The sequence below is a fragment of the Vibrio jasicida CAIM 1864 = LMG 25398 genome (assembly GCF_000400365.1).
GTDB classification, from domain to species: domain Bacteria; phylum Pseudomonadota; class Gammaproteobacteria; order Enterobacterales; family Vibrionaceae; genus Vibrio; species Vibrio jasicida.
This window is the reverse complement of the sequence record NZ_BAOG01000053.1, coordinates 17,221-42,662: the sequence shown is the minus strand read 5'-3', so window position 1 is coordinate 42,662 and position 25,442 is coordinate 17,221. Positions and strand designations below refer to the sequence as shown.

Annotated in this window: 22 protein-coding genes; 12 read left to right on the top strand and 10 right to left on the bottom strand. The window is 44.8% G+C overall.

The window, feature by feature from the left end:
- Positions 1-94 precede the first annotated feature (94 nt).
- From pcnB to panC, 4 genes are read left to right on the top strand one after another with little or no spacing between them, the layout of a single operon-like run.
- Positions 95-1,462, top strand: a complete 1,368-nt coding sequence (gene pcnB, locus VJL_RS14470; RefSeq protein WP_038870516.1) for a polynucleotide adenylyltransferase PcnB — start codon at positions 95-97, stop codon at positions 1,460-1,462.
- Positions 1,459-1,944 carry a 2-amino-4-hydroxy-6-hydroxymethyldihydropteridine diphosphokinase gene (folK, locus tag VJL_RS14465; protein WP_038870514.1) on the top strand — a complete coding sequence of 162 codons (486 nt, stop codon included), beginning with the start codon at positions 1,459-1,461 and terminating at the stop codon, positions 1,942-1,944. Before pcnB ends, folK begins: the two co-directional genes overlap by 4 nt.
- Before the next feature lie 24 nt (positions 1,945-1,968).
- Positions 1,969-2,763 (top strand): 3-methyl-2-oxobutanoate hydroxymethyltransferase, encoded by a 795-nt coding sequence (panB, locus tag VJL_RS14460; protein WP_038878919.1) that lies wholly within the window; start codon positions 1,969-1,971, stop codon positions 2,761-2,763.
- An 11-nt stretch (positions 2,764-2,774) separates the two neighbouring features.
- On the top strand, positions 2,775-3,677 hold the full coding sequence (gene panC / locus VJL_RS14455) for a pantoate--beta-alanine ligase (protein WP_038870512.1): 903 nt from the start codon (positions 2,775-2,777) through the stop codon (positions 3,675-3,677).
- Between the two features lie 54 nt (positions 3,678-3,731).
- Here the strand turns inward: panC and VJL_RS14450 are convergent, their stop codons facing one another.
- From VJL_RS14450 to VJL_RS14435, 4 genes are all read right to left on the bottom strand, one after another.
- Entirely contained in the window at positions 3,732-4,661 is a 930-nt protein-coding gene (locus VJL_RS14450; RefSeq protein ID WP_038878915.1) for a Kdo(2)-lipid IV(A) acyltransferase, read from the bottom strand.
- A gap of 143 nt (positions 4,662-4,804) precedes the next feature.
- On the bottom strand, positions 4,805-5,575 hold the full coding sequence (locus tag VJL_RS14445) for an ABC transporter permease (RefSeq protein WP_038870509.1): 771 nt from the start codon (positions 5,573-5,575) through the stop codon (positions 4,805-4,807).
- Positions 5,575-6,492, bottom strand: a complete 918-nt coding sequence (locus VJL_RS14440) for an ABC transporter ATP-binding protein (protein ID WP_038879226.1) — start codon at positions 6,490-6,492, stop codon at positions 5,575-5,577. The genes VJL_RS14445 and VJL_RS14440 overlap by 1 nt, the downstream gene beginning before the upstream one ends.
- A 253-nt stretch (positions 6,493-6,745) precedes the next feature.
- Positions 6,746-8,416, bottom strand: a complete 1,671-nt coding sequence (locus tag VJL_RS14435) for a SulP family inorganic anion transporter (RefSeq protein WP_038870506.1) — start codon at positions 8,414-8,416, stop codon at positions 6,746-6,748.
- Between the two features lie 281 nt (positions 8,417-8,697).
- Between VJL_RS14435 and can the strand changes: the two genes are divergently transcribed.
- Positions 8,698-9,369: a carbonate dehydratase gene (gene can / locus VJL_RS14430; protein WP_038870504.1), complete on the top strand. Its 672-nt coding sequence runs from the start codon at positions 8,698-8,700 to the stop codon at positions 9,367-9,369.
- A gap of 87 nt (positions 9,370-9,456) precedes the next feature.
- Here can and hpt read toward each other — a convergent pair whose 3' ends face one another.
- Positions 9,457-9,987: a hypoxanthine phosphoribosyltransferase gene (hpt, locus tag VJL_RS14425; protein ID WP_038870502.1), complete on the bottom strand. Its 531-nt coding sequence runs from the start codon at positions 9,985-9,987 to the stop codon at positions 9,457-9,459.
- Between the two features lie 320 nt (positions 9,988-10,307).
- On the opposite strand from hpt, the gene opaR reads away from it, so the two are divergent.
- On the top strand, positions 10,308-10,925 hold the full coding sequence (gene opaR / locus VJL_RS14420; protein ID WP_038870500.1) for a transcriptional regulator OpaR: 618 nt from the start codon (positions 10,308-10,310) through the stop codon (positions 10,923-10,925).
- A 291-nt stretch (positions 10,926-11,216) separates the two neighbouring features.
- Here the strand turns inward: opaR and lpdA are convergent, their stop codons facing one another.
- From lpdA to ampD, 5 genes are all read right to left on the bottom strand, one after another.
- Positions 11,217-12,647 carry a dihydrolipoyl dehydrogenase gene (gene lpdA, locus VJL_RS14415; protein ID WP_038878912.1) on the bottom strand — a complete coding sequence of 477 codons (1,431 nt, stop codon included), beginning with the start codon at positions 12,645-12,647 and terminating at the stop codon, positions 11,217-11,219.
- Positions 12,648-12,890: 243 nt separating this feature from the next.
- Positions 12,891-14,804: a pyruvate dehydrogenase complex dihydrolipoyllysine-residue acetyltransferase gene (gene aceF, locus VJL_RS14410; protein ID WP_038878909.1), complete on the bottom strand. Its 1,914-nt coding sequence runs from the start codon at positions 14,802-14,804 to the stop codon at positions 12,891-12,893.
- A 30-nt stretch (positions 14,805-14,834) separates the two neighbouring features.
- Complete coding sequence (gene aceE / locus VJL_RS14405) at positions 14,835-17,498, bottom strand: pyruvate dehydrogenase (acetyl-transferring), homodimeric type (protein ID WP_038870495.1); 2,664 nt, start codon at positions 17,496-17,498, stop codon at positions 14,835-14,837.
- Positions 17,499-17,553: 55 nt separating this feature from the next.
- Positions 17,554-18,321: a pyruvate dehydrogenase complex transcriptional repressor PdhR gene (gene pdhR, locus VJL_RS14400; RefSeq protein ID WP_038870493.1), complete on the bottom strand. Its 768-nt coding sequence runs from the start codon at positions 18,319-18,321 to the stop codon at positions 17,554-17,556.
- A gap of 403 nt (positions 18,322-18,724) precedes the next feature.
- A complete protein-coding gene (gene ampD, locus VJL_RS14395; RefSeq protein WP_038870491.1) occupies positions 18,725-19,276 on the bottom strand; it encodes a 1,6-anhydro-N-acetylmuramyl-L-alanine amidase AmpD in 552 nt (183 codons plus the stop codon).
- Between the two features lie 92 nt (positions 19,277-19,368).
- Here ampD and nadC point away from each other — a divergent pair, with 92 nt between their 5' ends.
- The 6 genes from nadC (at position 19,369) to coaE (ending at position 25,421) form a co-directional block, all read left to right on the top strand.
- Positions 19,369-20,256 carry a carboxylating nicotinate-nucleotide diphosphorylase gene (nadC, locus tag VJL_RS14390; RefSeq protein WP_038878907.1) on the top strand — a complete coding sequence of 296 codons (888 nt, stop codon included), beginning with the start codon at positions 19,369-19,371 and terminating at the stop codon, positions 20,254-20,256.
- 264 nt (positions 20,257-20,520) lie between these two features.
- Positions 20,521-20,925 carry a pilin gene (locus tag VJL_RS14385; protein WP_038878904.1) on the top strand — a complete coding sequence of 135 codons (405 nt, stop codon included), beginning with the start codon at positions 20,521-20,523 and terminating at the stop codon, positions 20,923-20,925.
- Entirely contained in the window at positions 20,925-22,610 is a 1,686-nt protein-coding gene (gene pilB, locus VJL_RS14380) for a type IV-A pilus assembly ATPase PilB (RefSeq protein ID WP_038878901.1), read from the top strand. The genes VJL_RS14385 and pilB overlap by 1 nt, the downstream gene beginning before the upstream one ends.
- A 31-nt stretch (positions 22,611-22,641) precedes the next feature.
- The gene (locus VJL_RS14375; RefSeq protein WP_038878900.1) at positions 22,642-23,865 is read left to right on the top strand and encodes a type II secretion system F family protein; all 1,224 of its coding nucleotides are present in this window, start codon (positions 22,642-22,644) and stop codon (positions 23,863-23,865) included.
- A gap of 71 nt (positions 23,866-23,936) precedes the next feature.
- Entirely contained in the window at positions 23,937-24,806 is an 870-nt protein-coding gene (locus VJL_RS14370) for a prepilin peptidase (RefSeq protein WP_038870483.1), read from the top strand.
- Positions 24,807-25,421, top strand: a complete 615-nt coding sequence (gene coaE, locus VJL_RS14365; RefSeq protein ID WP_038870481.1) for a dephospho-CoA kinase — start codon at positions 24,807-24,809, stop codon at positions 25,419-25,421. It abuts the gene before it with no gap.
- Positions 25,422-25,442: the final 21 nt, after the last annotated feature.

The following is a 25,442-nucleotide window of genomic DNA, read 5'->3' as shown; positions in this document are numbered from 1 at the left end:
ATGGCACTGCGTAGGCTATCATTAGCCGCAAAATTGGCCCTCGAGGCGTAGAAACTAACCAAAGCAAGATTGGATTAAACCCAGTTATTGCCAGATGCACATGAATACAAACGACTATACACCAAGCGAATCTGCCATGATCCCAGAACTCGCTCTTAATGTAATTACTCGTGAAGAGCACAACATCTCGCGTAAGCATATCAGTGACAATGCACTGAAAGTGCTATACCGACTGAACGGTGCCGGTTTCGATGCTTATCTTGTAGGTGGCGGGGTTCGAGACTTACTGCTTGGACAAAAACCAAAAGACTTTGATATTGCAACGAACGCGACACCAGAGCAGATCAAACAGTTATTTAGAAACTGCCGTTTGATCGGTCGTCGCTTCCGTCTCGCACACATTATGTTTGGTCGAGACATCATCGAAGTTGCAACGTTCCGTGGTCACCACCAAGAGCAACAGAACAAAAGTATCTCCCAGCAATCGAAAGAAGGGATGCTACTTCGCGACAACGTATACGGCACCGTAGATGAAGATGCCGAACGTCGCGACTTCACGATTAACTCGATGTACTACAACATCGCAGACTACTCAATTCACGATTATGCGCGTGGTATTGAAGATCTAGAAGATCGCCTTATTCGCCTGATTGGTGACCCAGAAACCCGTTACCGCGAAGACCCAGTACGTATGCTGCGTGCAGTTCGCTTTGCGGTGAAATTGGACTTCGATATCGAAGAAGATACCGCGGCACCAATCGAAGAGATGGCACCACTACTACGTGATATTCCATCGGCACGTCTGTTCGAGGAATCACTGAAACTGCTTCAGTCTGGGTATGGGCTAGAAACCTACCATTTATTGCGTGAATACAACTTATTCCAACAGTTGTTCCCTGCAATTTCAGAGCACTTCACTGAAGATTATGAATCTCACACTGAGCAAATGCTTGATTTAGTGTTAGATTCAACCGATATGCGCATCGAAGAAGGTAAGCGTATTAACCCTGCCTTTATGTTTGCTGCAATGCTGTGGTACCCACTGTGTGCAATGGCAGACAAACTCATGGAACAGCGTAATCTGTGCCATTACGATGCCATCATGGAAGCAAGCAACATCATTCTTGATGACCAAGTACGTTCAATCGCCATTCCGCGCCGTCATACCGCGACCATACGCGAGATTTGGCAGCTGCAATTACGTCTTCCACGTCGCAATGGTAAACGTGCTTTCCGCCTGATGGAGCTCAATAAATTTAGAGCTGGCTTTGATTTTCTTGAAATGCGCGGTGAAATTGAAGGCGGCGACACTCAGAAGCTTGCTAAGTGGTGGGAAACTTTCCAAAATGCTGGCCGAGAAATGCGCCAAGCCATGGCTGCAGACCTAGATGGCCAAGCACCAAAAACAGGCCAACGACGTCGTAAAACCTATCGCAAGAAAAAGAGTAAACCAAACTCATGATCACAGCGTACATTGCGGTAGGCAGTAACTTGGCTGATCCCGTCAGCCAAGCTAAATTAGCGATTGAAGCACTGAAGACCCTGCCTAAAACAGAGTTTATTCAAGCTTCTTCGCTATACAGCAGCACACCAATGGGTCCGCAAAACCAGCCGGATTACATCAATGCGGTTGTGGCAATTAAAACCAATTTGACGCCACTTGAACTGCTCGATTGCACCCAAGCAATAGAGCAAGAGCAAGGGCGTGTCCGTAAAGACGAGCGTTGGGGACCAAGAACCTTGGATCTCGACATCGTGTTATACGGCAATGAGGTGATTGATTCCGAAAGACTGACAGTTCCACATTATGGAATGAGAGAGCGCGAGTTCGTACTCTACCCTCTTGCGGAAATTGCACCAAGTTTACAACTCCCAGACGGGATCGAGGTGTCGTCACTACTTGAAAAAGTAGATCGCAACGGCCTCAATATTTGGCAGTCATAGCCAACTCCTAGTGAGGATAAAACAATGAAAAAAATGACCATTAACGACCTGATTAAGTGGAAGCAAGAAGGTCGTAAATTTGCTACTTCAACTGCATACGATGCAAGCTTTGCCCAACTTTTCGAAAGCCAAGAAATGCCAGTTTTACTGGTAGGTGACTCTCTAGGCATGGTTCTGCAAGGTAAGACTGACACGTTACCTGTTACTGTTGAAGATATTGCTTATCACACTCGCTGTGTACGCGCTGGTAGCCCGAATTGTCTTTTGATGGCTGATATGCCATTCATGAGCTACGCAACGCCAGAGCAAGCGTGTGAGAACGCAGCAGTACTCATGCGTGCTGGCGCAAATATGGTAAAAATTGAAGGCGGCGACTGGTTAGTAGATACCGTAAAAATGCTAACGGAACGCGCGGTACCAGTCTGTGCACACTTGGGCCTAACACCACAATCTGTAAACATCTTTGGTGGTTACAAAGTGCAAGGTCGCGATCAAGAAAAAGCCGATCGTATGGTAAAAGATGCATTAGCACTGCAAGAAGCCGGCGCTCAAATTGTTTTACTCGAGTGTGTTCCAGCTGAATTGGCAGCTCGTATTACTCAAGTACTTGATGTACCAGTAATTGGCATCGGTGCAGGTAACGTAACGGACGGTCAAATCCTAGTTATGCACGATATGTTCGGAATTTCGGCGAACTACATGCCAAAGTTCTCAAAAAACTTCCTTGCTGAAACAGGCGATATGCGTACAGCTGTGGCAAAATACATGGAAGACGTTGAAAGCGCAGTGTTCCCAGACGACGCTCATACTATTGCCTAGAGGATAAATGCATGCACACTTTTGCAGAAATCTCAGCCATTCGTGAACAGATCAAGACGTTCAAACGTGAAGGTCGTAAAGTTGCGTTTGTCCCAACCATGGGCAACCTACACGAAGGCCATCTAACACTGGTTCGTAAAGCACGCGAGTACGCCGATGTCGTTGTGGTAAGCATCTTTGTCAACCCGATGCAGTTTGAACGTGCAGACGATTTAAATAACTACCCTCGTACACTTGAAGAAGATCTTAGCAAGCTAAGCGGCGAAGGCGTCGAGTTGGTATTCACACCGACACCAGAGACCATTTACCCTGAAGGCTTAGATAAACAGACTTTTGTCGATGTGCCTGGGCTTTCTACGATTCTTGAAGGCGCTTCTCGTCCGGGCCATTTCCGTGGCGTGACGACTATCGTAAATAAGTTATTCAACATCGTTCAACCTGATGTAGCTTGCTTTGGTGAGAAAGATTTCCAACAGCTTGCTGTTATTCGTAAGATGGTTGATGATCTAGCAATGGACATCGAAATCGTAGGTGTCGCAACCGTTCGTGAAATGGACGGCCTTGCAATGAGCTCTCGCAATGGCCTGCTAACGATTGATGAGCGTCAACGCGCACCTGTTTTAGCACGTACTATGCGCTGGATCAGTAGCGCGATGCGTGGTGGTCGTGACGATTACGCTTCAGTGATTGAAGATGCGAATGATCAATTACGCGCTGCCGGTTTGCAGCCAGATGAAATCTTCATTCGTGATGCTCGCACACTTCAAGCAATCACAACAGAGACCACTCAAGCCGTGATCCTGATGTCTGCCTTCTTAGGTAAAGCACGCCTCATCGACAACCAAACTGTTGATATGGCGGTAGAAGCTAAAGAAGAAGAATCTAGCGAAGCGAATTCAGCAAACGCTGAATAAACGAAATTCGCAAATAAAAAGGTCAGCACTAAGCCGACCTTTTTTGTATCCCTCTTACGCATAAACGCCACTCAAACCTTCCGGACGAGTTTTAAACCGCTTATGCAGCCACATCCAAGCTGGCACGTCTCTTCTTATCATGCCTTCAAGTTCTTGATTTAAGATACTTGCCGCTTTGACTGGATTACGGCGCTCGAAACGTCCACTGAGATCTTCACCAATATAGAGCGTGTAGTGAGAATGTTCACTGACCGTAACCCCTGACATCACTGCACATTTTGTCGCATCAATAAGCACACTCGATCCTGCAGTACTCGCGGCTTGCTCAACAGCGAAAAACGGGGCGAAGACCGAATTTTTAACTCCGTAATCATGGTCAGGTAAATACCACAGTCGCTGACCGTTTTTCAGCACTTTAAGCATTGATTTAACGTCTTTCCGATCAATCATTTGATGGCCGCAACGCGTGCGTCCTCGATGCTGAACAAACTCATAAACAGGGTTTGAATTCGGTCGATAAACACCATAGCCTTTGGCAAATTGACTAAAAATACGCGCCGTCATTTCCAAATTTAGGTGATGACTGCAAACCACCAGTACACCACGCCCATTTTTCTCTTGTTCCAGTAAACGCTCTTTTCCAACCACTTTGGCTAGACGCTTCACTCGCCACTCAGGCCAAAACCAAGCCATTCCGGTCTCGATCAGCGCCATCCCTGTGTATTTAAAGTTTGTCTTTACCAGTTCATCGCATTCTTGAGCGCTGTATTCGGGAAAGCAGAGTTTTAAATTTTGCTTTGCAATGCCTTTACGGCGCTTCATGGCCAGCATCGCAAGCGAACCAATGCCCCTACCTAACAAACGTAAGGCTGAGTATGGAAGCAGATTGACAATCAGCGCCAACAGACCAAAGGCGAACCAAACAGACCAATATTTAGGAACAAGCAATTTAAAAGAGAAAGATGGAGAGGGGACAATATTCATGGCTTCACTCATTTACAGCAAATGCATTTACAACAAATGAATCAAACCTAGCATGTTAAAAGTCGAAAAATTGTATGGGAATGTATTGGTGTGCATTAAGAAAGGGCAGCTCTCATGGCTGCCCTTTGAATGTGTTGTTAAGGTTAACTTCTTAACCCAATCCCCTTAGTCACTAGATAGTGAGCCACAGCGTAGAGCGCAACCACAAAGACGATCAATACGCTAAACGACGTAACGATACCCACATCAGACACACCAAGGAAACCATAACGGAAAGCGTTCACCATGTAGACGATTGGATTCAGCTTAGACACCCCTTGCCAAAATTCAGGTAATAGACTGATGGAGTAAAACACACCGCCAAGATAAGTCAGCGGAGTCAGAACGAACGTAGGGATAATCGAGATATCATCAAACGTTTTCGCATAAACCGCATTAATTAAGCCACCAAGTGAAAATACCACTGACGTCATAAAGACGGTCGCAATGATGATGCCCCAGTGATCGACTTGCAAATCAACAAAGAAGAGCGAAACAAACGTGACAATCGTTCCGACTAATAGGCCACGTACGACGCCGCCCATCACAAAGCCGAGAATGATGATGTAGTTCGGCACTGGCGCCACTAACAATTCCTCGATGTTTCTTTGGAATTTGGAACTAAAGAAAGAGGAAGCCACATTCGAGTATGAGTTCGTGATCACCGACATCATGATCAAACCCGGAACAATGTATTCCATATAACTAAAGCCGTTCATGTCACCGATGCGAGAGCCAATCAAGTTACCGAAAATAATGAAATACAACGTCATCGTAATCGCAGGTGGTACCAAAGTTTGCACCCAAATACGCGTAAAACGGTTCACTTCTTTTGTAACTAGGCTACAAAAAGCCGTCCAATACAATTGGTACATTATTGGTTACCTCCACGTACGATACTGACAAACAGCTCTTCCAAACGGTTCGCTTTGTTGCGCATAGACAGCACTTTTACGCCTAGATCAGATAATTGGTTAAACACCGAGTTCAACCCTTGGCTCTTATCTAATTCGATTTCCAATGAACCATTGACCATCGATTGGCTACTTACCCCTTGAAGTGCTGGCACTTCACCGTCGAACTCAATATCTAGGATAAAAGTTTCTACCGTCAATTTACCCAACAACGCCTTCATGGTCGTATTTTCAATCAGTTCACCTTTGTTAATGATACCGATATTACGACACAGCATTTCTGCTTCTTCCAAGTAATGCGTAGTCAATATGATGGTAATGCCCTGCTCTTGGTTGATCTCCTTTAAGAAGTCCCACATTGAACGACGCAGTTCAATATCCACCCCTGCAGTTGGTTCATCAAGGATCAGCAATTGAGGCTCGTGCATTAGAGCTCGCGCAATCATCAAACGACGCTTCATACCACCAGACAAGTTACGCGCACGTTCCTTACGTTTCTCCCATAAGTCGAGTTTGGTCAGGTACTTTTCCGCACGCTCTTTAGCTAGCGCTTTTGAAACCCCATAATAACCCGCTTGCTGCATGACAATCTGTTCAACAGTTTCAAATTGGTTGAAGTTGAATTCTTGAGGAACCAAACCTAGGTTTTGCTTCGCCAATTCAAGATGTGTATCAATGTCATACCCAAACACCTTGGTGGTGCCAGATGTCTTGTTGACTAAAGAAGAGATAATGCCAATGGTGGTTGATTTACCAGCCCCATTCGGCCCAAGAAGTGCGTAAAAGTCACCTTTCTTTACTTGTAAGCTGATGCCCTTCAACGCTTCAAATCCGCCCGCATAGGTCTTGCGAAGCTGTTCAATTTCTAATGCGTACATTGCGTAATACTTGCCATCTGTTGATGAATCGTGAATGCCAATACCAAATGGGGAAACTGCTGTCGGCGTCATAACCGACTATCGGTATTGCACTAAAGTTGAATTAGTTTATCGTTGAATAACGATGAATACAAATAAACCTTTCTATAAAATTAGAAATACCTATCTTTTATGATTCTTAATCACTCAATCTAAAAACAATAAAAAAGCGCTCCCAGAACCCCAGCAGCGCTTAGTTAAAAGAGACTGTTGATTAAAGCGTCAGCATTTGATGCTCATCAGTTTCAACATGCCTGATAGCCGCATTGAGCGCTTCATAGCGGAACTTGTATGTATTCGCATCCGGCACTAAATCAATCACATGGAATTTCTCTAGTTGCTCACGAGTACGTTGGTTAGGACACAACAAGTACACTTCACAGTTCGCGTCTAAAGCATCTTTAATGGCGTTTTCCAAAGCCAAGCCGACCGTCACATCAATCATAGGGACATCTGTTAAGTCGAGGATCATGACTTCATAGTCAGAAATGCTCGAGTGTTGACGAGAGATCGCTTTAGAAACACTAAAGATCATCGGACCGGACAGATAGAAGAACAACACTTTACCATTAGCTCTGTCCAACAAGCCTCTTTCGCTATCGGTCAGTGGTACATCGTCTTCATCAGCATCACTGATGGCTTTAACTTGGCGTGCTTGCTCACGACTCAAGCGTTCAATGATGATGATATTAGAAATAAATACCCCTAGCCCTACAGCCACAATCAAATCGACAAATACTGTCAGCAGCATGACGCCATACATGACCGCCATCCCCGGAAAGCTCACCTTATGGGCACGTTGGATAAAGCTCCAATCCAGAATATTAAAGCCAACATAAACCGCAATACCGGCTAATACAGCCATCGGAATGGGTTCAGTCAAACCGCTAGCGACCAACACCACCAGCGCGAGAATCAGCGCACGAATCACACCGGATAACGGTGAGCGAGCGCCAACTTGGATGTTGGTCACCGTTCCCATCGTCGCCCCCGCACCTGGCAGAGCGCCAAACAGCCCAGAAATCATGTTCGCCAAACCTTGGCCACGCAGTTCCTTGTCTGAATCATGCTCTTTACGCGTGAGTGAGTCACCAATAACCGCTGTCAATAAGGTATCAATACAACCTAACGTACCCAATACCAATGCATCGATGACCATTTCGGTAAACATCGCAGGATCGATATGTGGCACCACCAAAGAAGGTAAACCTGCTGGGATTTCACCAATTCGGCGAATATCATCGGCATCAAAGACAAGGACAGAAAGTAACGTTACCGCCACAAGAGCCACCAGCTGCGCTGGCACGTATCTGCGATATTGCTTAGGGAAGAAGAACAAAATACCCAACGTCAACAAACCTAAAAACAGTTCGCTGAACTTAAGATTAGAAATCGTATCTGGCAGAGCCGATAGTGTCCCTATCACACCGCCAGATGGCGCAGCATGGCCAAGTAAAGGCGACAACTGCAAGATAATGAGAATAACACCAATACCCGACATAAAGCCGGAGATAACACTGTATGGCATTAACGTTACGTATTTACCAAGCTTTAATGTACCGAGCACAATTTGGAACGCGCCCGCCATCATCACCACGGTAAAGGTCATGGCCATGCCCGTTTCTGGGTATTTGGCCATCATACTGGTTAATACCGCTGTCATGATCACCGTCATGGGACCGGTTGGCTCAGAAATAAGTGTATTGGAACCACCAAACAGTGAAGCAAATAACCCCACCATGATCGCGCCCCATAAACCAGCTTCTGCACCAGCTCCTGAAGCCACACCAAATGCTAATGCGAGAGGAAGTGAAATGATGGCCGTTGTGACACCACCAAACAGATCCCCTTTGAGGTTGATATCCTTAAAGCGACTACCGAACACGAATTTGCTCCCTGCATTAAAAAGACAAAATGCCATCAATCTAACAAATATTTCGCTAAAGAAATAAACGAAAAAAAGCCACGACCAAATTGGGCTTATTTGCTTACTGAATGATGGCTGCATATTTTATGATTTTCACAGCGAGAACTAGTCAGATGAGTCATCTTGAATGAATATTTAACGGGATCGAAATTGTAACATTGTGTATAGTTACAGCGCTGATCGCTTAGTAAGCACTAGGGAGTGGTTGGTTTTTTTAATTTTAGGGAAGTAGATGTCAGATGCCGGAAATTAAACAATTATTCGAAAATAACTCGAAATGGTCAGAAGAAATAAAATCTGATCGTCCAGAATATTTCGCAAAACTAGCGGAAGGTCAGAAACCAGACTTTCTTTGGATTGGTTGTTCAGACAGTCGCGTTCCAGCAGAGCGACTAACGGGACTTTTCTCAGGCGAGTTATTTGTTCACCGAAACGTTGCTAACCAGGTCATCCACACCGACCTAAACTGCCTCTCTGTCGTGCAATACGCCGTTGACGTACTCAAAGTAAAGCACATCATCGTTTGTGGTCATTATGGTTGTGGTGGCGTGAATGCCGCAATTGATAACCCTCAACTCGGCCTTATCAACAACTGGTTACTTCACATCCGTGACCTTTACTTTAAGCACCGCGCTTACCTTGACCAAATGCCTCTTGACGATCGCGCCGATAAACTAGGTGAAATCAACGTAGCCGAGCAAGTATATAACTTGGGTAACTCAACCATCATGCAAAACGCATGGGAACGCGGTCAGGATGTTGAAATTCATGGAGTGGTGTACGGCATTGAAGATGGTCGTCTTGAGTACTTAGGTATTCGTTCAAATTCAAAAGAGACCGTGGAAGCGTCTTACCAAAAAGCGCTCTCGACCATTCTTAACGATGACAACAAATTGTTATGTCGTGATTAATCGTCACAAATAAATCGTCAACAAGATAAATAAAAAACGCCCATTTCAGATGGGCGTTTTTTTTAATTCTAAAACTGGCGACAGAAATTATTCCTGCGGAACCACTTTACCAATAAATGGTAGGTGACGATATTTCTGAGCGTAATCAATACCAACACCAACAACAAACTCATCTGGAATAGAGAAACCAGCCCAATCAACCGGAACTTCTACTTCACGGCGAGATGGCTTATCAAGCAGCGTACAGATAGCGATAGATTTTGGTTCACGTAGAGACAGGATTTCACTGATTTTGTTTAACGTGTTACCTGTATCAATGATGTCTTCTACGATCAGTACATCTTTGCCTTTAATGTCGTCATCAAGGTCTTTCAAGATACGTACATCACGTGAGCTTTCCATCGTGTTACCGTAGCTAGAAGCGGTCATAAAATCGACTTGGTGAGTCAGTTCGATAGCACGTGCTAAGTCAGCCATAAATACAAATGAACCACGTAGCAAACCAACCAATACCAGATCTTCACTGCCTTGGTAATGTTCTGTAATTTGCTTACCTAATTCACGAATTCGATCCTGAACTTCTTGCTCAGAAATCATCACTTCTATTGTATGTTTCATACTGTGCTCAATTTTCTTTGTGGGTTGAGGTTGGTCGTACGCAAACGATCACCTTATCTTGCGGCGTGTAGTGTAACACCCCACTCAGTAGGTGGAAAGTCGCATCCCATTCCATTGAATTCTTGGATGAAAGTCTTAGTTTTCGGATTTATCTAGTTGAATGAATCATCAATAATGACATTACTGTCTATAAATTGGGCATCAGATGTTGACCTTGCACATATGCACCATTACACTCATCAATGCTTTAAGCAACTATTAAAATAATCAATTAGGGGGTTACCCCCAAATAATATCAACTCAATGGCAAGGAAAAGAATATGGACTCAATAGCTAAGAGACCTCGCACTAGGCTTTCCCCTTTAAAACGTAAACAGCAACTAATGGAAATCGCTCTTGAAGTGTTTGCTCGTCGCGGCATTGGCCGTGGTGGTCACGCAGACATTGCTGAGATTGCACAAGTTTCTGTTGCAACAGTATTTAATTACTTCCCAACTCGTGAAGATTTGGTTGATGAAGTACTGAACCACGTTGTACGTCAGTTCTCAAACTTCCTATCGGATAACATCGACTTAGACCTTCACGCACGTGAAAACATCGCCAACATCACAAACGCAATGATCGAACTTGTTAGCCAAGATTGCCACTGGCTAAAAGTATGGTTCGAATGGAGCGCATCAACACGTGATGAAGTATGGCCATTGTTCGTGACAACTAACCGCACTAACCAACTGTTGGTGCAAAACATGTTCATTAAAGCAATTGAACGTGGGGAAGTTTGTGACCAACATGAACCGGAACACTTGGCGAATCTGTTCCACGGTATTTGTTACTCTATTTTCGTTCAAGCAAACCGCTCTAAGAGCGAAGCAGAGCTAACGAACCTAGTAAGCGCATATTTAGATATGCTATGCATCTACAACCGTGAACATCACTAAAAAATAATTAGGCTTAAAAAAGCAAAGGCTGATACTTAGGTATTGGCCTTTTTTCGTTTTCGGGAAACGGGAAATATTTTGTCTTTCTGGGAACAAACTCTGCCAACTCGGTTTAGATACAATTGCCTTCGATTAACCTTCCAACGAACACCTCTCGATTTTTAGAGCGAAGCGTTCGCGACTCTCGAAGCGCAGCGTTACATAGAACAGCCCGTTCTCGCCTCTCAAGCTCCGCGCACAAAAAAACCGCTGACGAATCAGCGGTTTTTATCATTCAGCATTCAAGAAAAATTATTTTTTCTTTTTAACTGCTTTTTTGTTTGGCAGGTCAGTGATTGAACCTTCAAATACTTCAGCAGCTAGACCCACAGACTCGTGTAGAGTTGGGTGAGCGTGGATAGTAAGTGCGATATCTTCCGCATCACAACCCATCTCGATCGCTAGGCCGATTTCACCAAGTAGTTCACCACCGTTAGTACCAACGATAGCACCACCGATTACGCGGTGAGTTTCTTTATCGAAGATTAGCTTAGTCATACCGTCTGCACAGTCAGACGCGATTGCACGACCTGATGCTGCCCATGGGAATGTCGCCACTTCGTAGTTGATGCCTTCTGATTTCGCTTCTTTCTCAGTCTTACCAACCCATGCCACTTCTGGCTCAGTGTAAGCGATTGAAGGAATAACTTTAGGATCGAAGTAGTGCTTCTTACCAGAGATAACTTCTGCGGCTACGTGGCCTTCATGCACACCTTTGTGAGCAAGCATTGGTTGACCAACAACGTCACCGATCGCGTGGATGTGAGGAACGTTAGTACGCATTTGCTTATCAACGTTGATAAAGCCGCGCTCGTCCACTTCAATACCTGCTTTTTCAGCATCGATAAGTGCACCGTTTGGTACACGACCGATAGCCACAAGAACTGCATCGTAACGCTCAGCTTCTGCTGGCGCTTTTTTGCCTTCCATTGAAACGTAGATACCGTCTTCTTTCGCTTCAACTGCGGTTACTTTAGTCTCAAGCATTAGCTTGAACTTGTCTTTAATACGCTTAGTGAAGACTTTAACGATGTCTTTATCCGCCGCTGGGATAACTTGGTCAAACATCTCTACTACATCTACTTTAGAACCTAGAGAGTGGTAAACCGTACCCATTTCTAGACCGATGATACCACCGCCCATGATAAGCAGTTTTTCTGGTACTTCTTTCAGCTCTAGCGCATCCGTTGAATCCCAAATACGTGGGTCTTCATGAGGGATGAATGGCAGTTTGATTGGACGAGAACCCGCAGCGATGATTGCGTTGTCGAAGTTAACTGTTGTTGCTTCACCTTCGCCTTCAACTAGGATGCTGTTAGGACCAGTGAACTTACCGAAACCGTTAACAACCGTTACGTTACGCATCTTAGCCATACCGCTAAGACCACCTGTCAGTTGGTTTACAACTTTCTCTTTCCAGATACGGATTTTGCTGATGTCTGTTTGTGGTTCGCCAAACACAACACCGTGCTCAGCCATCGCTTTCGCTTCTTCGATAACTTTTGAAACGTGAAGAAGTGCTTTAGATGGAATACAACCAACGTTTAGACATACACCGCCAAGAGTGCTGTAACGTTCAACTAGTACTGTTTCTAGACCTAAATCCGCACAACGGAATGCAGCTGAGTAACCAGCAGGACCAGAACCAAGTACAACAACTTGGGCTTTAATTTCTTTGCTCATTGTGACCTCTTGTAGTCATTATCCCTAACAGGCTGAGTAGATGTTCTTAAATTATTAGGCTTTCAAACGGTCAATATTTTACAGAGATGTTAACAGTGTGAAAGCAGCTTTAAGTTAGCCTGTGAGCTAGACAACAATTCATCTTTCAGTTTCTGAACGATGGAAGAAATTGTCGTCTAAAAATAGTCTTTTATATAAAGAATTAAGGTGACCCGAAAGTCACCTTAACTATTACTTTCTCAATTACAGTACTAGACGACGAATGTCTGATAGTGCACCGTTTAAGAAAGTAATGAAGCGTGCACCTTCCGCACCATCGATCACACGGTGGTCGTATGATAGAGACAGTGGAAGCTGTAGACGTGGTTCGAACTCTTTACCGTTCCACACTGGCTTCATTTCAGATTTAGATACACCTAGGATACCAACTTCTGGCGCGTTTACGATTGGTGTAAACGCTGTACCGCCGATACCGCCAAGGCTAGAGATTGTGAAACAACCGCCTTGCATATCAGCTGCAGTTAGCTTACCAGCACGTGCTTTCTTCGATACTACCATCAATTCTTCAGATAGCTCGTAGATGCCTTTCTTGTTCACGTCTTTAAATACAGGAACAACAAGGCCGTTTGGCGTATCGACTGCGATACCTACGTTCACGTACTTCTTAAGAATGATGCTTTCGCCATCTTCAGAAAGTGAAGAGTTAAACGCTGGGAATGCTTCTAGTGCTTTCGCTACCGCTTTCATGATGAACACAAGAGGAGTGATCTTCATACCAGTGTCTTTCTTCGCTTCGATTGCGTTCTGTTCTTTACGGAATGCTTCTAGCTCAGTGATGTCTGCGTTATCCCACTGTGTAACGTGAGGGATCATTACCCAGTTACGGTGTAGGTTTGCACCAGAGATCTTCTTGATCTTAGAAAGCTTCTGAACTTCAGTTTCGCCGAACTTGCTGAAGTCAACTTTTGGCCAAGGAAGTAGACCAAGTGCAGCGCCGTCGCCTTTACCAGATGCTGCTGCACCTGCGCCAGACTCAAGACGCTTAAGCGCATCTTTAACGTAAGCTTGAACGTCTTCTTTCAGGATACGGCTCTTACGACCAGTACCTTTAACCTTAGATAGGTTAACGCCAAATTCACGAGCTAGACGACGAACAACTGGAGATGCGTGTGCGTAGTCACCGTTCTCTTGGAAATCATTTGCTGCAGGAGCTTCAGCTTTTACTGCTGGAGCAGATGCTGCCGCAGGAGCTGCAGCTACAGGTGCCGCCGCTTGAGCAGGAGCAGGTGCTGCGCCTTCAACCGGGGTGCCGGCCACAACGAAAGTCATGATTAGAGAGCCAGTCGTTACTGAATCGCCTTCAGCAATCTTGATCTCTTTAACTGTACCTGCGAATGGTGCAGGTACTTCCATAGAAGCTTTGTCGCCTTCTACAGTAATTAGAGATTGCTCTTCTTCTACTGTATCGCCAACTTTAACCATGATCTCAGTAACTTCTACTTCGTCACCGCCGATATCTGGAACGTTAACTTCTTTGTCCGCTGCTACCGCAGGAGCCGCCGCAGGTGCTGCTGGCGCTTCAACCGCTGCAGGAGCTGGAGCCGCTGCGCCTGAGCCAGCTACCTCAAATACCATCACAAGAGAGCCAGTTGTTACTGAATCGCCTTCAGCAATCTTGATCTCTTTAACCGTACCTGCAAATGGTGCTGGTACTTCCATAGAAGCTTTGTCGCCTTCTACAGTTAGAAGTGATTGCTCTTCTTCTACTGCATCGCCCACTTTAACCATGATCTCAGTAACTTCTACTTCGTCGCCACCGATATCAGGAACGTGAACTTCTTTTAGTTCTGCTGCCGCTGCTGCTGGAGCTGGAGCTGCTGCTGGAGCCGCTTCTGCCGCAGGAGCAGGTGCAGCGTCAGCTGCACCCTCGGCTTCGAAAATCATGATAAGAGAACCAGTTGTTACTGAATCGCCTTCTGCAACTTTGATTTCTTTTACAATACCTGCTTGAGACGCTGGAACTTCCATAGAAGCTTTGTCGCCTTCAACAGTGATCAGAGACTGTTCTTCTTCAACCTTGTCGCCAACGCTTACAAGAATCTCAGTAACTTCAACCTCATCCGCACCGATGTCAGGTACATTAATTTCGATTGCCATTGCTTATTTACCTTCTAGTTAAGCGCTGTATTAAGCGTAAAGTGGGTTTGTTTTTTCAGTGTCGATGTTGAACTTAGCAATTGCTTCAGCAACAACAGACTTCTCAACATCACCACGTTTCGCTAGTTCAGTTAGTGCAGCAACTACTACGTAGCCCGCGTTAACTTCGAAGTGACGACGTAGGTTCTCACGGCTGTCTGAACGACCGAAGCCGTCAGTACCAAGAACTTTGTATGACTCAGTTGGCATGAACGCACGCACTTGCTCAGCGTAGTTCTTCATGTAATCCGTCGCAGCGATTGCTGGTTCGTTACCAAGAACAGTAGTGATGTAAGGTACTTTCGCTTCAGCTTCTGGGTGAAGCATGTTGTAACGCTCTGCATTTTGACCATCACGAGTTAGCTCGTTGAATGAAGTTACAGAGAACACGTCAGATGCTACGCCGTACTCTTCACTTAGGATAGTCGCTGCTTTACGTACTTCGTTCATGATAGTACCAGAGCTCATTAGCTGAACTTTACCCTTAGCACCTTCGTGAGACTCAAGCTTGTAAATACCTTTACGGATGCCTTCTTCAGCGCCTTCTGGCATTGCTGGCATTGCGTAGTTTTCATTCATTACTGTTAGGTAGTAGTAAATGTTTTCTTGCTCAGGACCGTACATACGACGGATACCATCTTGCATGATTACTGCTAGCTCGTAAGCGAATGTTGGGTCGTAAGAGATACAGTTCGGGATAGTGTTCGCTTGAATGTGCGAGTGACCATCTTCGTGCTGTAGACCTTCACCGTTCAGTGTTGTACGACCAGCTGTAGCACCTAGTAGGAAGCCACGAGCTTGTTGGTCACCTGCTAGCCATGCCATGTCACCAATACGTTGGAAACCGAACATTGAGTAGTAGATGTAGAACGGGATCATTGGCAGATCGTTTGTGCTGTAAGAAGTAGCAGCAGCAACCCAAGATGCCATTGAACCTAGTTCGTTGATACCTTCTTGAAGAACTTGACCTGACGTTGCTTCTTTGTAGTAAGAAACGATGCCTTTATCTTCAGGTGTGTATTCTTGACCGTCTGGGTTGTAGATACCCACTTGACGGAATAGACCTTCCATACCGAACGTACGCGCTTCATCACAGATGATAGGAACGATGTTCTTACCGATGTTCTTGTCTTTAAGCAGGATGTTCAACGTACGTACGTAAGCCATAGTCGTTGAGATTTCACGCTTCTGAGCACCAAGTAGAGGAGCAAACTCTTCTAGCTCTGGTACTTTGAACTCTTGTGTGAACTTAGGTAGACGCTGTGGCGTGTAACCTTTCAGTGCTTTACGACGAGCATGTAGGTATTCGTACTCAGCAGAACCTTCTTCCAGTTTTAGGTAAGGCAGTTCAGCTACTTTCTCATCAGAAAGGATGTCTTGTAGACCTAGACGATCACGTAGGTATTGTACGTGAGTCATGTCCATCTTCTTAACACCGTGAGCGATGTTCTTACCTTCAGCCGCTTCACCCATGCCGTAACCTTTAACAGTCTTAGCTAGGATTACCGTTGGCTTACCACCTGTCTCTTTTGCATTGTTGAATGCAGCAAACAGTTTAGAAGAATCGTGACCACCACGCTTCAGTTCGAAGATTTGGTCATCAGTCATGTCTGCAACTAGTGCAGCAGTCTCAGGGTACTTACCAAAGAAGTGCTCACGTACGTATGCGCCATCTTTAGATTTGAATGTTTGGTAGTCGCCATCGATCGTTTCGTTCATAAGCTGTAGTAGCTTACCAGTCGTATCTTTAGCTAGTAGTGCATCCCAGTTGTTACCCCAGATAACTTTAACTACGTTCCAACCTGCGCCTTTGAATAGACCTTCAAGTTCTTGAATGATCTTACCGTTACCCATTACAGGGCCATCTAGACGCTGAAGGTTACAGTTGATTAGGAAACATAGGTTGTCTAGCTTCTCACGCGCAGCGAAAGAAATTGCACCACGTGATTCTGGCTCATCCATCTCACCGTCGCCTAGGAAAGCGTATACACGTTGAGCAGAAGTATCTTTAAGGCCACGGCCGTTCAGGTACTTAAGGAAACGTGCTTGGTAAATAGCAGAGATTGGACCTAGACCCATAGATACTGTTGGGAATTGCCAGAACTCAGGCATCAACTTAGGGTGTGGGTATGAAGGTACACCTTTACCGTCTACTTCTTGACGGAAGTTGTCTAGCTGCTCTTCAGTTAGACGGCCTTCAACGAACGCACGAGAGTAGATGCCCGGTGAGATGTGGCCTTGGTAGTAAACTAGATCGCCACCGTCCGTCTCGTTTGGAGCACGGAAGAAGTGGTTGAAACAAACTTCGTAGAATGCTGCTGCTGACTGGTAAGAAGCCATGTGACCACCAAGGTCTAGGTCTTTCTTAGAAGCACGCAATACGATCATGATTGCGTTCCAGCGAATAATCGAACGAATACGACGCTCAAGAGTTACATCACCAGGGTAAGCTGGTTCTTGTGCTGCTGGAATAGTGTTGATGTAGTTTGTGTTGATGCCAGTTGGCATATCAACGCCGTCTAGACGTGCTTTTTCTAGAACGGTTTCTAGTAGAAACTGTGCACGTTCTACACCTTCTTCACGAACAACTGATTCAAGGGCTTGTAGCCAATCTTGAGTTTCCAGTGCATCTACGTCATGCTTCATGTCAGACATGGCGATCTATCCTTCTGTTGGTTGGATCTACTTATTTAAGTAAGCGGTTCTTGTATTAAGAATCGTTACCTTGCTGAATTCGACGCAGAGAACGCTCTCGTCGAGACTCTTCTCGAGTCAAATCCAACAATGTTTCTTCGATATAAGCTAAATGTGAGTGAGACATTTCACGCGCCTTTTCAGGCTGACCAGAAACAATCGCATCCACGATATTAGCTCTGTGTTTACTTACTTTATCGACCACTTCATCGCGGCGATGTAAGAGCTTTAGATTCTGTAGAACATTCTGCTCAAGCAAAGGCGCAAGGCTACGAACAATATGAAGGAGAACGACGTTATGCGCTGCTTCGGTTAATGCAATCAAAAATTGCATTACTGCTGCCGCTTCTGCTTCAACGTTGCCGCCCTTTTGCTCTTCGCTGATTTGATTCAAGCATGCCTGAATACGAGCAAAATCTTCATCGGTACCACGTAATGCTGCAAAGTACGCTGAAATGCCTTCCATCGCATGGCGCGATTCAAGCAAGTCCAATTGCGTCTCTGAGTGGGTAGATAACAAATTCAGCAAAGGGTCTGAGAAACTCTTCCAGATGTTTTCACTTACGAATGTGCCACCGCCTTGACGACGAGTAAGCAGACGTTTCGCTTCCAAACGCTGAATGGCTTCACGGACAGATGGACGAGACACATCGAACTGCTTTGCGAGTTCGCGCTCTGGTGGCAATTGCTGCCCCGGAGAGAGTGTTCCTTCCACAATCAACCTTTCTAACTCTTGTTCAATAACATCAGAGAGTTTTGGCTGACGAATCCTTTGATAAGCCATAATTTATTGTTCTTCTACTCTTGCAGGTAATTGGTAATACCAATTTTAAGTTGGTGCAGAAATTAACATAATTAAAACGTGACTGTCCAGCCAAAAGTTGACCTAAATCATAGAACGGACTTACAACCAACACTTTGATAACAATCGACCATTAAAACAGCAATAAAATTGGTATGACCAATTACATAAACAAAACAGATGGGAAGTCTTCGTGCCAGTAAATTTGATCAACAAAAACAAAAATGACAAAAAAACCGGGTCATTTTTTCGTCACGAACCGTTTTAACGCCCCAAAATGTCGTTAACTTTTAACAAGCCTTCATATTTCTTGTATCAAAAAAAGGCATACCTGAGTGTATGCCTTATTTATTTCTGTTTTTTGAATTTACACTTTTGCTACAAGTTAACTTTGTACTTGTTGTCTGAACTTGGCCCAGTCAAAGCTTAGCCCAGGATCGGCTTTTCTCAAGGGAGCGATATACTGATGCCCCGTAATTCTCGGCAAGGTAATTTTTGGGTAGGAATGCATAACGGATTGGGTCAATGCAGTAAGTGATTGATATTGCTCTTCTGTGTACGCAACAAACTCGGTGCCTTCCAACTCAATACCAATTGAATAGTCATTACAACGTTCACGGCCAGCGAAGCTAGATTGTCCGGCATGCCAAGCTCTGTCTAAAAAAGAAACAAACTGAACAATCTCGCCATCACGCTTAATTAAACAATGTGCCGAAACGCCCATTTTGTGAATTACTTCAAAAAATGGATGGGCATTGGGGTCAAGATTACCGGTAAAAAAGTCCTCTATATAACATCCACCAAATTGACCCGGAGGCAAGCTGATGTTGTGCACCACCAGCAGAGAGATATCTTCTTTGTCTGAACGAGCATCAAAAAATGGCGAAGGGACATGCTTCGCTTGCGTCAACCAACCATTCTCGATTTTTAGGCACATATCAACCTCTCTACTTTGCAAATTAACTGCTGAAATTATTGACACCGGAGAGTATCATTCGTTGCCATCTCCCTTTCAAGACTAGATTTGCGATGAAGAACACACACAACAGCCAAGAACGCCTAGAATATCTTAAGCAACAACTTCCATTAGAAATCACTCGCGCTGTAGCCGATACCCTAAAAGAAGATCTAGGTGGTACATTGGATGTCGATAAAGACATCACCGCATCGCTTATCCCAGCTGACGCGATTAACACTGCAACCATCATCACTCGTGAACACGGTGTGTTTTGTGGCCAAGCGTGGGCAGATGAAGTATTCAAACAACTGGGTAGCAAAGTGACCATCGAATGGCATGTCAAAGATGGTGACAAGGTAGAACCAAATCAGACACTGTGTACATTGACTGGCCCTGCTCGTGATTTGCTCACTGGCGAGCGCAACGCAATGAACTTTATTCAAACCCTTTCAGGTTGCGCGACCATTACCGCTGAGTACGCAGAAAAAGTTGCTCATACAGAGTGCCGTCTATTAGATACACGTAAAACGATTCCAGGTTTACGTAGCGCGCTTAAATACGCAGTAGCTTGTGGTGGCGGTTTCAACCATCGTATTGGTGTATTCGATGCTTACCTAATTAAAGAAAACCACATCATTGCTTGTGGTGGTATTACTCAAGCGATCACGACAGCAAAAGAGTTGAACCCTGGTAAACCAGTTGAAGTAGAAACCGAAAGCTTGGATGAGCTAAATGAAGCAATTGAAGCAGGTGCCGACATCATCATGCTAGACAACTTCACTACCGACATGATGCGTGAAGCGGTAGACATCAACGCAGGTCGTGCGGCATTAGAAAACTCAGGTAATGTAACCTTAGAAACCATCGCTGAATACGCAGAAACTGGCGTAGATTACATCTCGGTGGGTGCTTTGACTAAGCACCTAAAAGCGATGGACCTTTCGATGCGCTTTAAGTAAATAGAGTACCGACAACAATATTAACTTCCGAAAAGTCAGCATGTTGTAATCTGATTCACTAAATAGAGGGCCGCAAGGCTCTTTATTTTTATCCACTAAAAAAATAACACCCCTCGCAAAACCTTGCATGCAATATGCAACTTCAACCTAAAGATTTTTACCTCACTCGGAAGGCATCCCCTTGCTAGTTTCCACTTGTTTCTACTCTTTTTACTCTTCTGCTCCATGCATAAGCATTAACTAAATTTCTCTTAAGGAAACAAAATGAAAACGAATAAACAGAAGAAGCAGCAAGGTTTTACGCTGATTGAATTGATGATTGTGGTAGCAATTATTGGTGTTTTGTCAGCTGTAGCTATCCCTGCATATAAAGATTATGTAAAGAAAAGCGAAGTCGCATCTGCCGTTGCAACAATGAAGTCTTTAATTACACCAGCAGAGCTTTACTACCAAGAAAATGGGGATATCACAACCTCGACTAACTTAGGAGACTTGGGAATATCCTCTGGCTCAACAAGTTTGGGGACACTTGCACCAAAAGCAGGACAAATTGAGTTGTCATTAACAAACATTAGTGGCGCTAAAATTACAATAACTAGAGACGCGAATGCTGGTTGGATCTGTGATGCTACAGGTGACGCTGCAGACTTAGTAACTGGCTGTAAATAGTGCTAACCAACCTCTCAACGGTTCTTCGTCAAGCGGGAATACTAACCTTCTCCCAAGAAGAATCGTTACTTGAGCAAGCTAAAGCTTCTGGCATTTCAATGCCGGAGGCTTTGCTCAATTCTGGTTTTTTCCAATCTCATGAATTGACGGAGCACCTAAGCTCTGTTTTTGGGCTTTCTTGCACCTCTCTCAATCAATACGAATACGCTTCGTTATGCCAAACGCTGGGCTTACGTGATCTGATCACTCGCCATAATGCTCTGCCACTTAATCGCAGTTCTTCTACTTTGATATTGGCGGTGGCTGATCCGACTAATCTTCAGGCTGAAGATGACTTTCGTTTTGCGACAGGACTACAGGTTGAGCTTGTTCTTGCGGATTTTCGTGAACTCAGTGCGGCAATTAGGCGCTTATATGGTCGAGCACTAGGACAAGAAAAGTCCGGATTAAAAGAGATCAACCAAGATGAACTGGCAGGTCTGGTTGATATTGGTGCAGATGAAATCGACAACATCGAAGACCTCAGCCAAGACGAAGCACCTGTCAGTCGTTACATTAATCAGATTTTGTTGGATGCCGTGCGTAAAGGCGCTTCGGATATTCACTTTGAACCCTACGAAAACATGTATCGCGTGCGCTTACGTTGTGATGGTATTCTCGTTGAAAGCCAACAACCACCGAGTCATTTAAGTCGCCGTTTATCGGCGCGTATTAAAATCTTATCCAAACTCGATATCGCCGAGCGACGCTTACCGCAAGATGGTCGTATCAAGCTTAAGCTAAACCAAGATACTGCAATTGATATGCGCGTATCGACACTACCAACGCTATTCGGCGAAAAAATAGTACTGCGTTTGCTCGACAGCAGCTCCGCCTCACTAAATATTGACCGCTTGGGTTACAGCGATGAGCAGAAGCAACTTTATCTGGATGCGCTAAAACGGCCACAAGGCATGATTTTAATGACAGGCCCGACGGGAAGTGGCAAAACCGTCTCGCTCTATACAGGCTTAAGTCTTCTAAACAAAACAGAGATCAATATCTCTACAGCGGAAGACCCCGTTGAAATTAACCTGCCTGGCATCAACCAAGTGCAAGTCCAGCCCAAAATTGGCTTTGGTTTTTCTGAAGCACTTCGTTCTTTCTTACGTCAGGATCCTGATGTGGTCATGGTGGGTGAGATCCGCGATCTAGACACGGCAGAAATCGCTATTAAAGCCTCACAAACTGGCCACTTAGTTCTGTCTACTCTGCACACCAACTCTGCCGCTGAAACCGTGATTCGCTTATCCAATATGGGGGTTGAGAGCTTTAACCTTGCTTCATCATTGAGCTTGATCATCGCTCAACGCTTGGCAAGAAAGCTATGCCCTCAGTGCAAACAACCTCAAGAGCCGAATGCACAACTGCAACATATTGGCATCCACTCCACGGAAAACATCTTTCAAGCGAACCCAGATGGCTGTAACGAATGTACCCAAGGTTATTCTGGTCGAACCGGCATTTATGAAGTGATGCGCTTTGACGAGACGCTTTCCGAAGCACTAATCAAAGGCGCATCCGTTCATGAATTAGAAAAACTTGCTATCAAAAACGGCATGCACACCTTACAAATGTCCGGTATAGAAAAACTCAAACAAGGCATCACCAGCTTTAGCGAATTGCAACGCGTTCTCTACTTCTGATCTTTACGTTTATTAGGCAATCATCGACTCTATGAAAACTAACGCCCCACAACTTAAAAGTTTCCGCTGGAAAGGCACGAACAGCTCAGGGAAGAAAACCTCCGGACAAGTGTTAGCCATGACAGAAATTGAAGTGCGAGAACGCCTGGATGCTCAACACATTAAAATTAAGAAGCTTAAGAAAGGCAGTATTTCTTTTATCACGAAACTGAGTCATCAAGTCAAAGGCAAAGACATTACGGTATTTACCCGTCAAATCGCTACCATGTTAATGACCGGCGTTCCCATCGTTCAAGCTCTGAAGCTTGTCTCAGAAAACCATAGAAAAGCTGAGATGAAATCAATACTGATGAGCGTAACACGAGCAGTAGAAGCAGGTACGCCAATGTCCAAAGCCATGCGCACCGCCAGCACGCATTTTGACCCACTCTATACTGATTTAATCGCAACCGGTGAGCAGTCAGGTAACTTACCTCAGGTATTTGAACGTCTGGCGACTTACCGAGAAAAAAGCGAACAATTGAAAGCAAAAGTTATCAAAGCACTCATCTATCCGGCGATGGTAGTTTTGGTCGCGCTAGGGGTCTCCTACCTCATGCTCACCAAAGTGATACCTGAGTTCGAAAAGATGTTTGTTGGCTTTGGCGCCGACCTGCCTGCATTTACTCAAATGGTCTTAAATCTTTCGGCATGGACACAAAATTGGGGGCCTTTTATTGGGCTCAGTGCATTAAGCTTATTTATTTCCTCCCGTATCATGGCTAAACGTTCGGATTCTTTCCGATTATTGTTGGCTCGATCGAGCTTAAGATTTCCTATACTCGGCCCCGTCTTATCCAAAGCGGCGATTGCGAAATTCAGCCGTACTCTTGCAACCAGTTTTACCGCCGGTATCCCCATTTTGACAAGCTTAAAAACCACCTCTAAAACATCCGGTAATATGCATTATCAACTTGCCATCGAAGAGGTCTACCGAGATACCGCAGCGGGTATGCCAATGTACATCGCAATGCGCAATTGCAACGTATTCCCAGAATTGGTGCTGCAAATGGTAATGATCGGTGAAGAATCCGGACGTTTAGACGATATGCTCAACAAAATTGCCGCGATCTATGAGTTTGAAGTGGATAACACCGTCGACAATCTGAGTAAAATTTTAGAGCCGTTGATCATTGTTTTTCTTGGGGTCGTCGTTGGCGGATTGGTCACAGCAATGTACTTACCAATCTTTAACTTAATGAGCGTATTGGGATAGAATGTTGCTTTAGCAAATTAATCCCATCAAAACAGCACTTTGCTATTTGATTCATCGTTCAAGAGACAGATATGGAAGTATTCCAGTACTACCCATGGCTATTCGTTGTATTTGCCACAATTTTTGGTTTGATCGTGGGTAGTTTCCTCAACGTGGTTATTTACCGCTTACCCAAGATCATGGAACTAGAATGGCGACGCGAGTGCGCTGAATCATTCCCTGAATACAAAATTGAAGCACCGAAGGAAACACTGACCTTAAGTGTCCCTCGTTCTTCCTGCCAACAGTGCGGAACGCCGATCCGCATTCGTGACAACATTCCTGTCATTAGCTGGCTGCTTCTGAAAGGAAAATGCCATAACTGTAAATCCTCGATTAGTGCTCGCTACCCTCTCATCGAATTGCTTACTGCTTTTGGTTCGGGTTTTATCGCGTTTCACTTCGGTTTTAGTTACTTCACTGTTGCGCTGGTTTTCTTTACCTTTGTATTGATTGCCGCCACGTTTATCGACCTCGATACTATGTTGCTACCAGACCAACTAACGCTGCCATTAATGTGGGCAGGTATTGCACTTGCATTGTCTGGCGTTAGTCCTGTTAACCTGCAAGACGCCATCATTGGCGCGATGGCTGGTTACTTGTGTCTTTGGAGTGTTTACTGGGTATTTAAGCTTCTGACTGGCAAAGAGGGCATGGGCTATGGTGACTTCAAACTGCTTGCTGCCCTTGGTGCATGGTTAGGCTGGCAATCACTGCCGATGATCATTTTACTGTCGTCGGTTGTGGGCGTTATTTTCGGCCTGATACAACTGCGTTTACAAAAACAGGGTATCGAAAAAGCGTTCCCCTTTGGCCCTTACCTTGCGATTGCAGGTTGGGTGAGCCTTATTTGGGGTAACCAGATTCTGAACTGGTACTTCACGTCGATTCTAGGAGTGTAAATGGCTTTTGTTATTGGCCTAACAGGCGGCATTGCAAGCGGTAAAACCACCGTTGCAAACTTATTCAAACAGCAGTTCAAAATTGATATTGTCGATGCTGATATCGTGGCTCGCGAAGTTGTTGAGCCGGGAACTCCCGGACTTAATGCCATCGTTGAACACTTTGGTGCGGATATTGTTCGCGATGATCAGACACTTGATAGAGCAAAATTAAGAGAGCAAATTTTCTCTAATCCGGACGAGAAAGCGTGGCTAAACGCCCTACTACATCCGATGATCCGCGAAAAAATGATCGAAGATTTAGAGCAAGTGGAGTCCGAGTATGCGCTACTGGTTGTTCCGCTCTTAATCGAAAACAAGCTTGATAGCCTGTGTGATCGAGTCCTTGTGGTTGATGTTGAACCGGAAACTCAAATCGCAAGAACGGTAAAACGTGATAATGTAAGTGAAGATCAAGCTCGTGCGATCTTAGCCTCACAAGCAACACAAGCGCAAAGACTCGCGATTGCGAATGATGTGGTGAGAAATAACCCAAACGACCCTGATCTTTTGCTTCAAATCACAGATTTACACGAAAAGTACCTAGCCATGTGTAAGAAAAATCTGCGAAAATAGGAATGAAACTCACCAAGGCTT

Bases quoted from the DNA above. Each gene is read 5' to 3' on its own strand.
- pcnB (WP_038870516.1), top strand. From the start codon at position 95: ATGCACATGAATACAAACGACTATACACCAAGCGAATCTGCCATGATC.
- folK (WP_038870514.1), top strand. From the start codon at position 1,459: ATGATCACAGCGTACATTGCGGTAGGCAGTAACTTGGCTGATCCCGTC.
- panB (WP_038878919.1), top strand. From the start codon at position 1,969: ATGAAAAAAATGACCATTAACGACCTGATTAAGTGGAAGCAAGAAGGT.
- panC (WP_038870512.1), top strand. From the start codon at position 2,775: ATGCACACTTTTGCAGAAATCTCAGCCATTCGTGAACAGATCAAGACG.
- VJL_RS14450 (WP_038878915.1), bottom strand. From the start codon at position 4,661: ATGAATATTGTCCCCTCTCCATCTTTCTCTTTTAAATTGCTTGTTCCT.
- VJL_RS14445 (WP_038870509.1), bottom strand. From the start codon at position 5,575: ATGTACCAATTGTATTGGACGGCTTTTTGTAGCCTAGTTACAAAAGAA.
- VJL_RS14440 (WP_038879226.1), bottom strand. From the start codon at position 6,492: ATGTACGCATTAGAAATTGAACAGCTTCGCAAGACCTATGCGGGCGGA.
- can (WP_038870504.1), top strand. From the start codon at position 8,698: ATGCCGGAAATTAAACAATTATTCGAAAATAACTCGAAATGGTCAGAA.
- hpt (WP_038870502.1), bottom strand. From the start codon at position 9,987: ATGAAACATACAATAGAAGTGATGATTTCTGAGCAAGAAGTTCAGGAT.
- opaR (WP_038870500.1), top strand. From the start codon at position 10,308: ATGGACTCAATAGCTAAGAGACCTCGCACTAGGCTTTCCCCTTTAAAA.
- lpdA (WP_038878912.1), bottom strand. From the start codon at position 12,647: ATGAGCAAAGAAATTAAAGCCCAAGTTGTTGTACTTGGTTCTGGTCCT.
- aceF (WP_038878909.1), bottom strand. From the start codon at position 14,804: ATGGCAATCGAAATTAATGTACCTGACATCGGTGCGGATGAGGTTGAA.
- aceE (WP_038870495.1), bottom strand. From the start codon at position 17,498: ATGTCTGACATGAAGCATGACGTAGATGCACTGGAAACTCAAGATTGG.
- pdhR (WP_038870493.1), bottom strand. From the start codon at position 18,321: ATGGCTTATCAAAGGATTCGTCAGCCAAAACTCTCTGATGTTATTGAA.
- ampD (WP_038870491.1), bottom strand. From the start codon at position 19,276: ATGTGCCTAAAAATCGAGAATGGTTGGTTGACGCAAGCGAAGCATGTC.
- nadC (WP_038878907.1), top strand. From the start codon at position 19,369: ATGAAGAACACACACAACAGCCAAGAACGCCTAGAATATCTTAAGCAA.
- VJL_RS14385 (WP_038878904.1), top strand. From the start codon at position 20,521: ATGAAAACGAATAAACAGAAGAAGCAGCAAGGTTTTACGCTGATTGAA.
- VJL_RS14375 (WP_038878900.1), top strand. From the start codon at position 22,642: ATGAAAACTAACGCCCCACAACTTAAAAGTTTCCGCTGGAAAGGCACG.
- VJL_RS14370 (WP_038870483.1), top strand. From the start codon at position 23,937: ATGGAAGTATTCCAGTACTACCCATGGCTATTCGTTGTATTTGCCACA.
- coaE (WP_038870481.1), top strand. From the start codon at position 24,807: ATGGCTTTTGTTATTGGCCTAACAGGCGGCATTGCAAGCGGTAAAACC.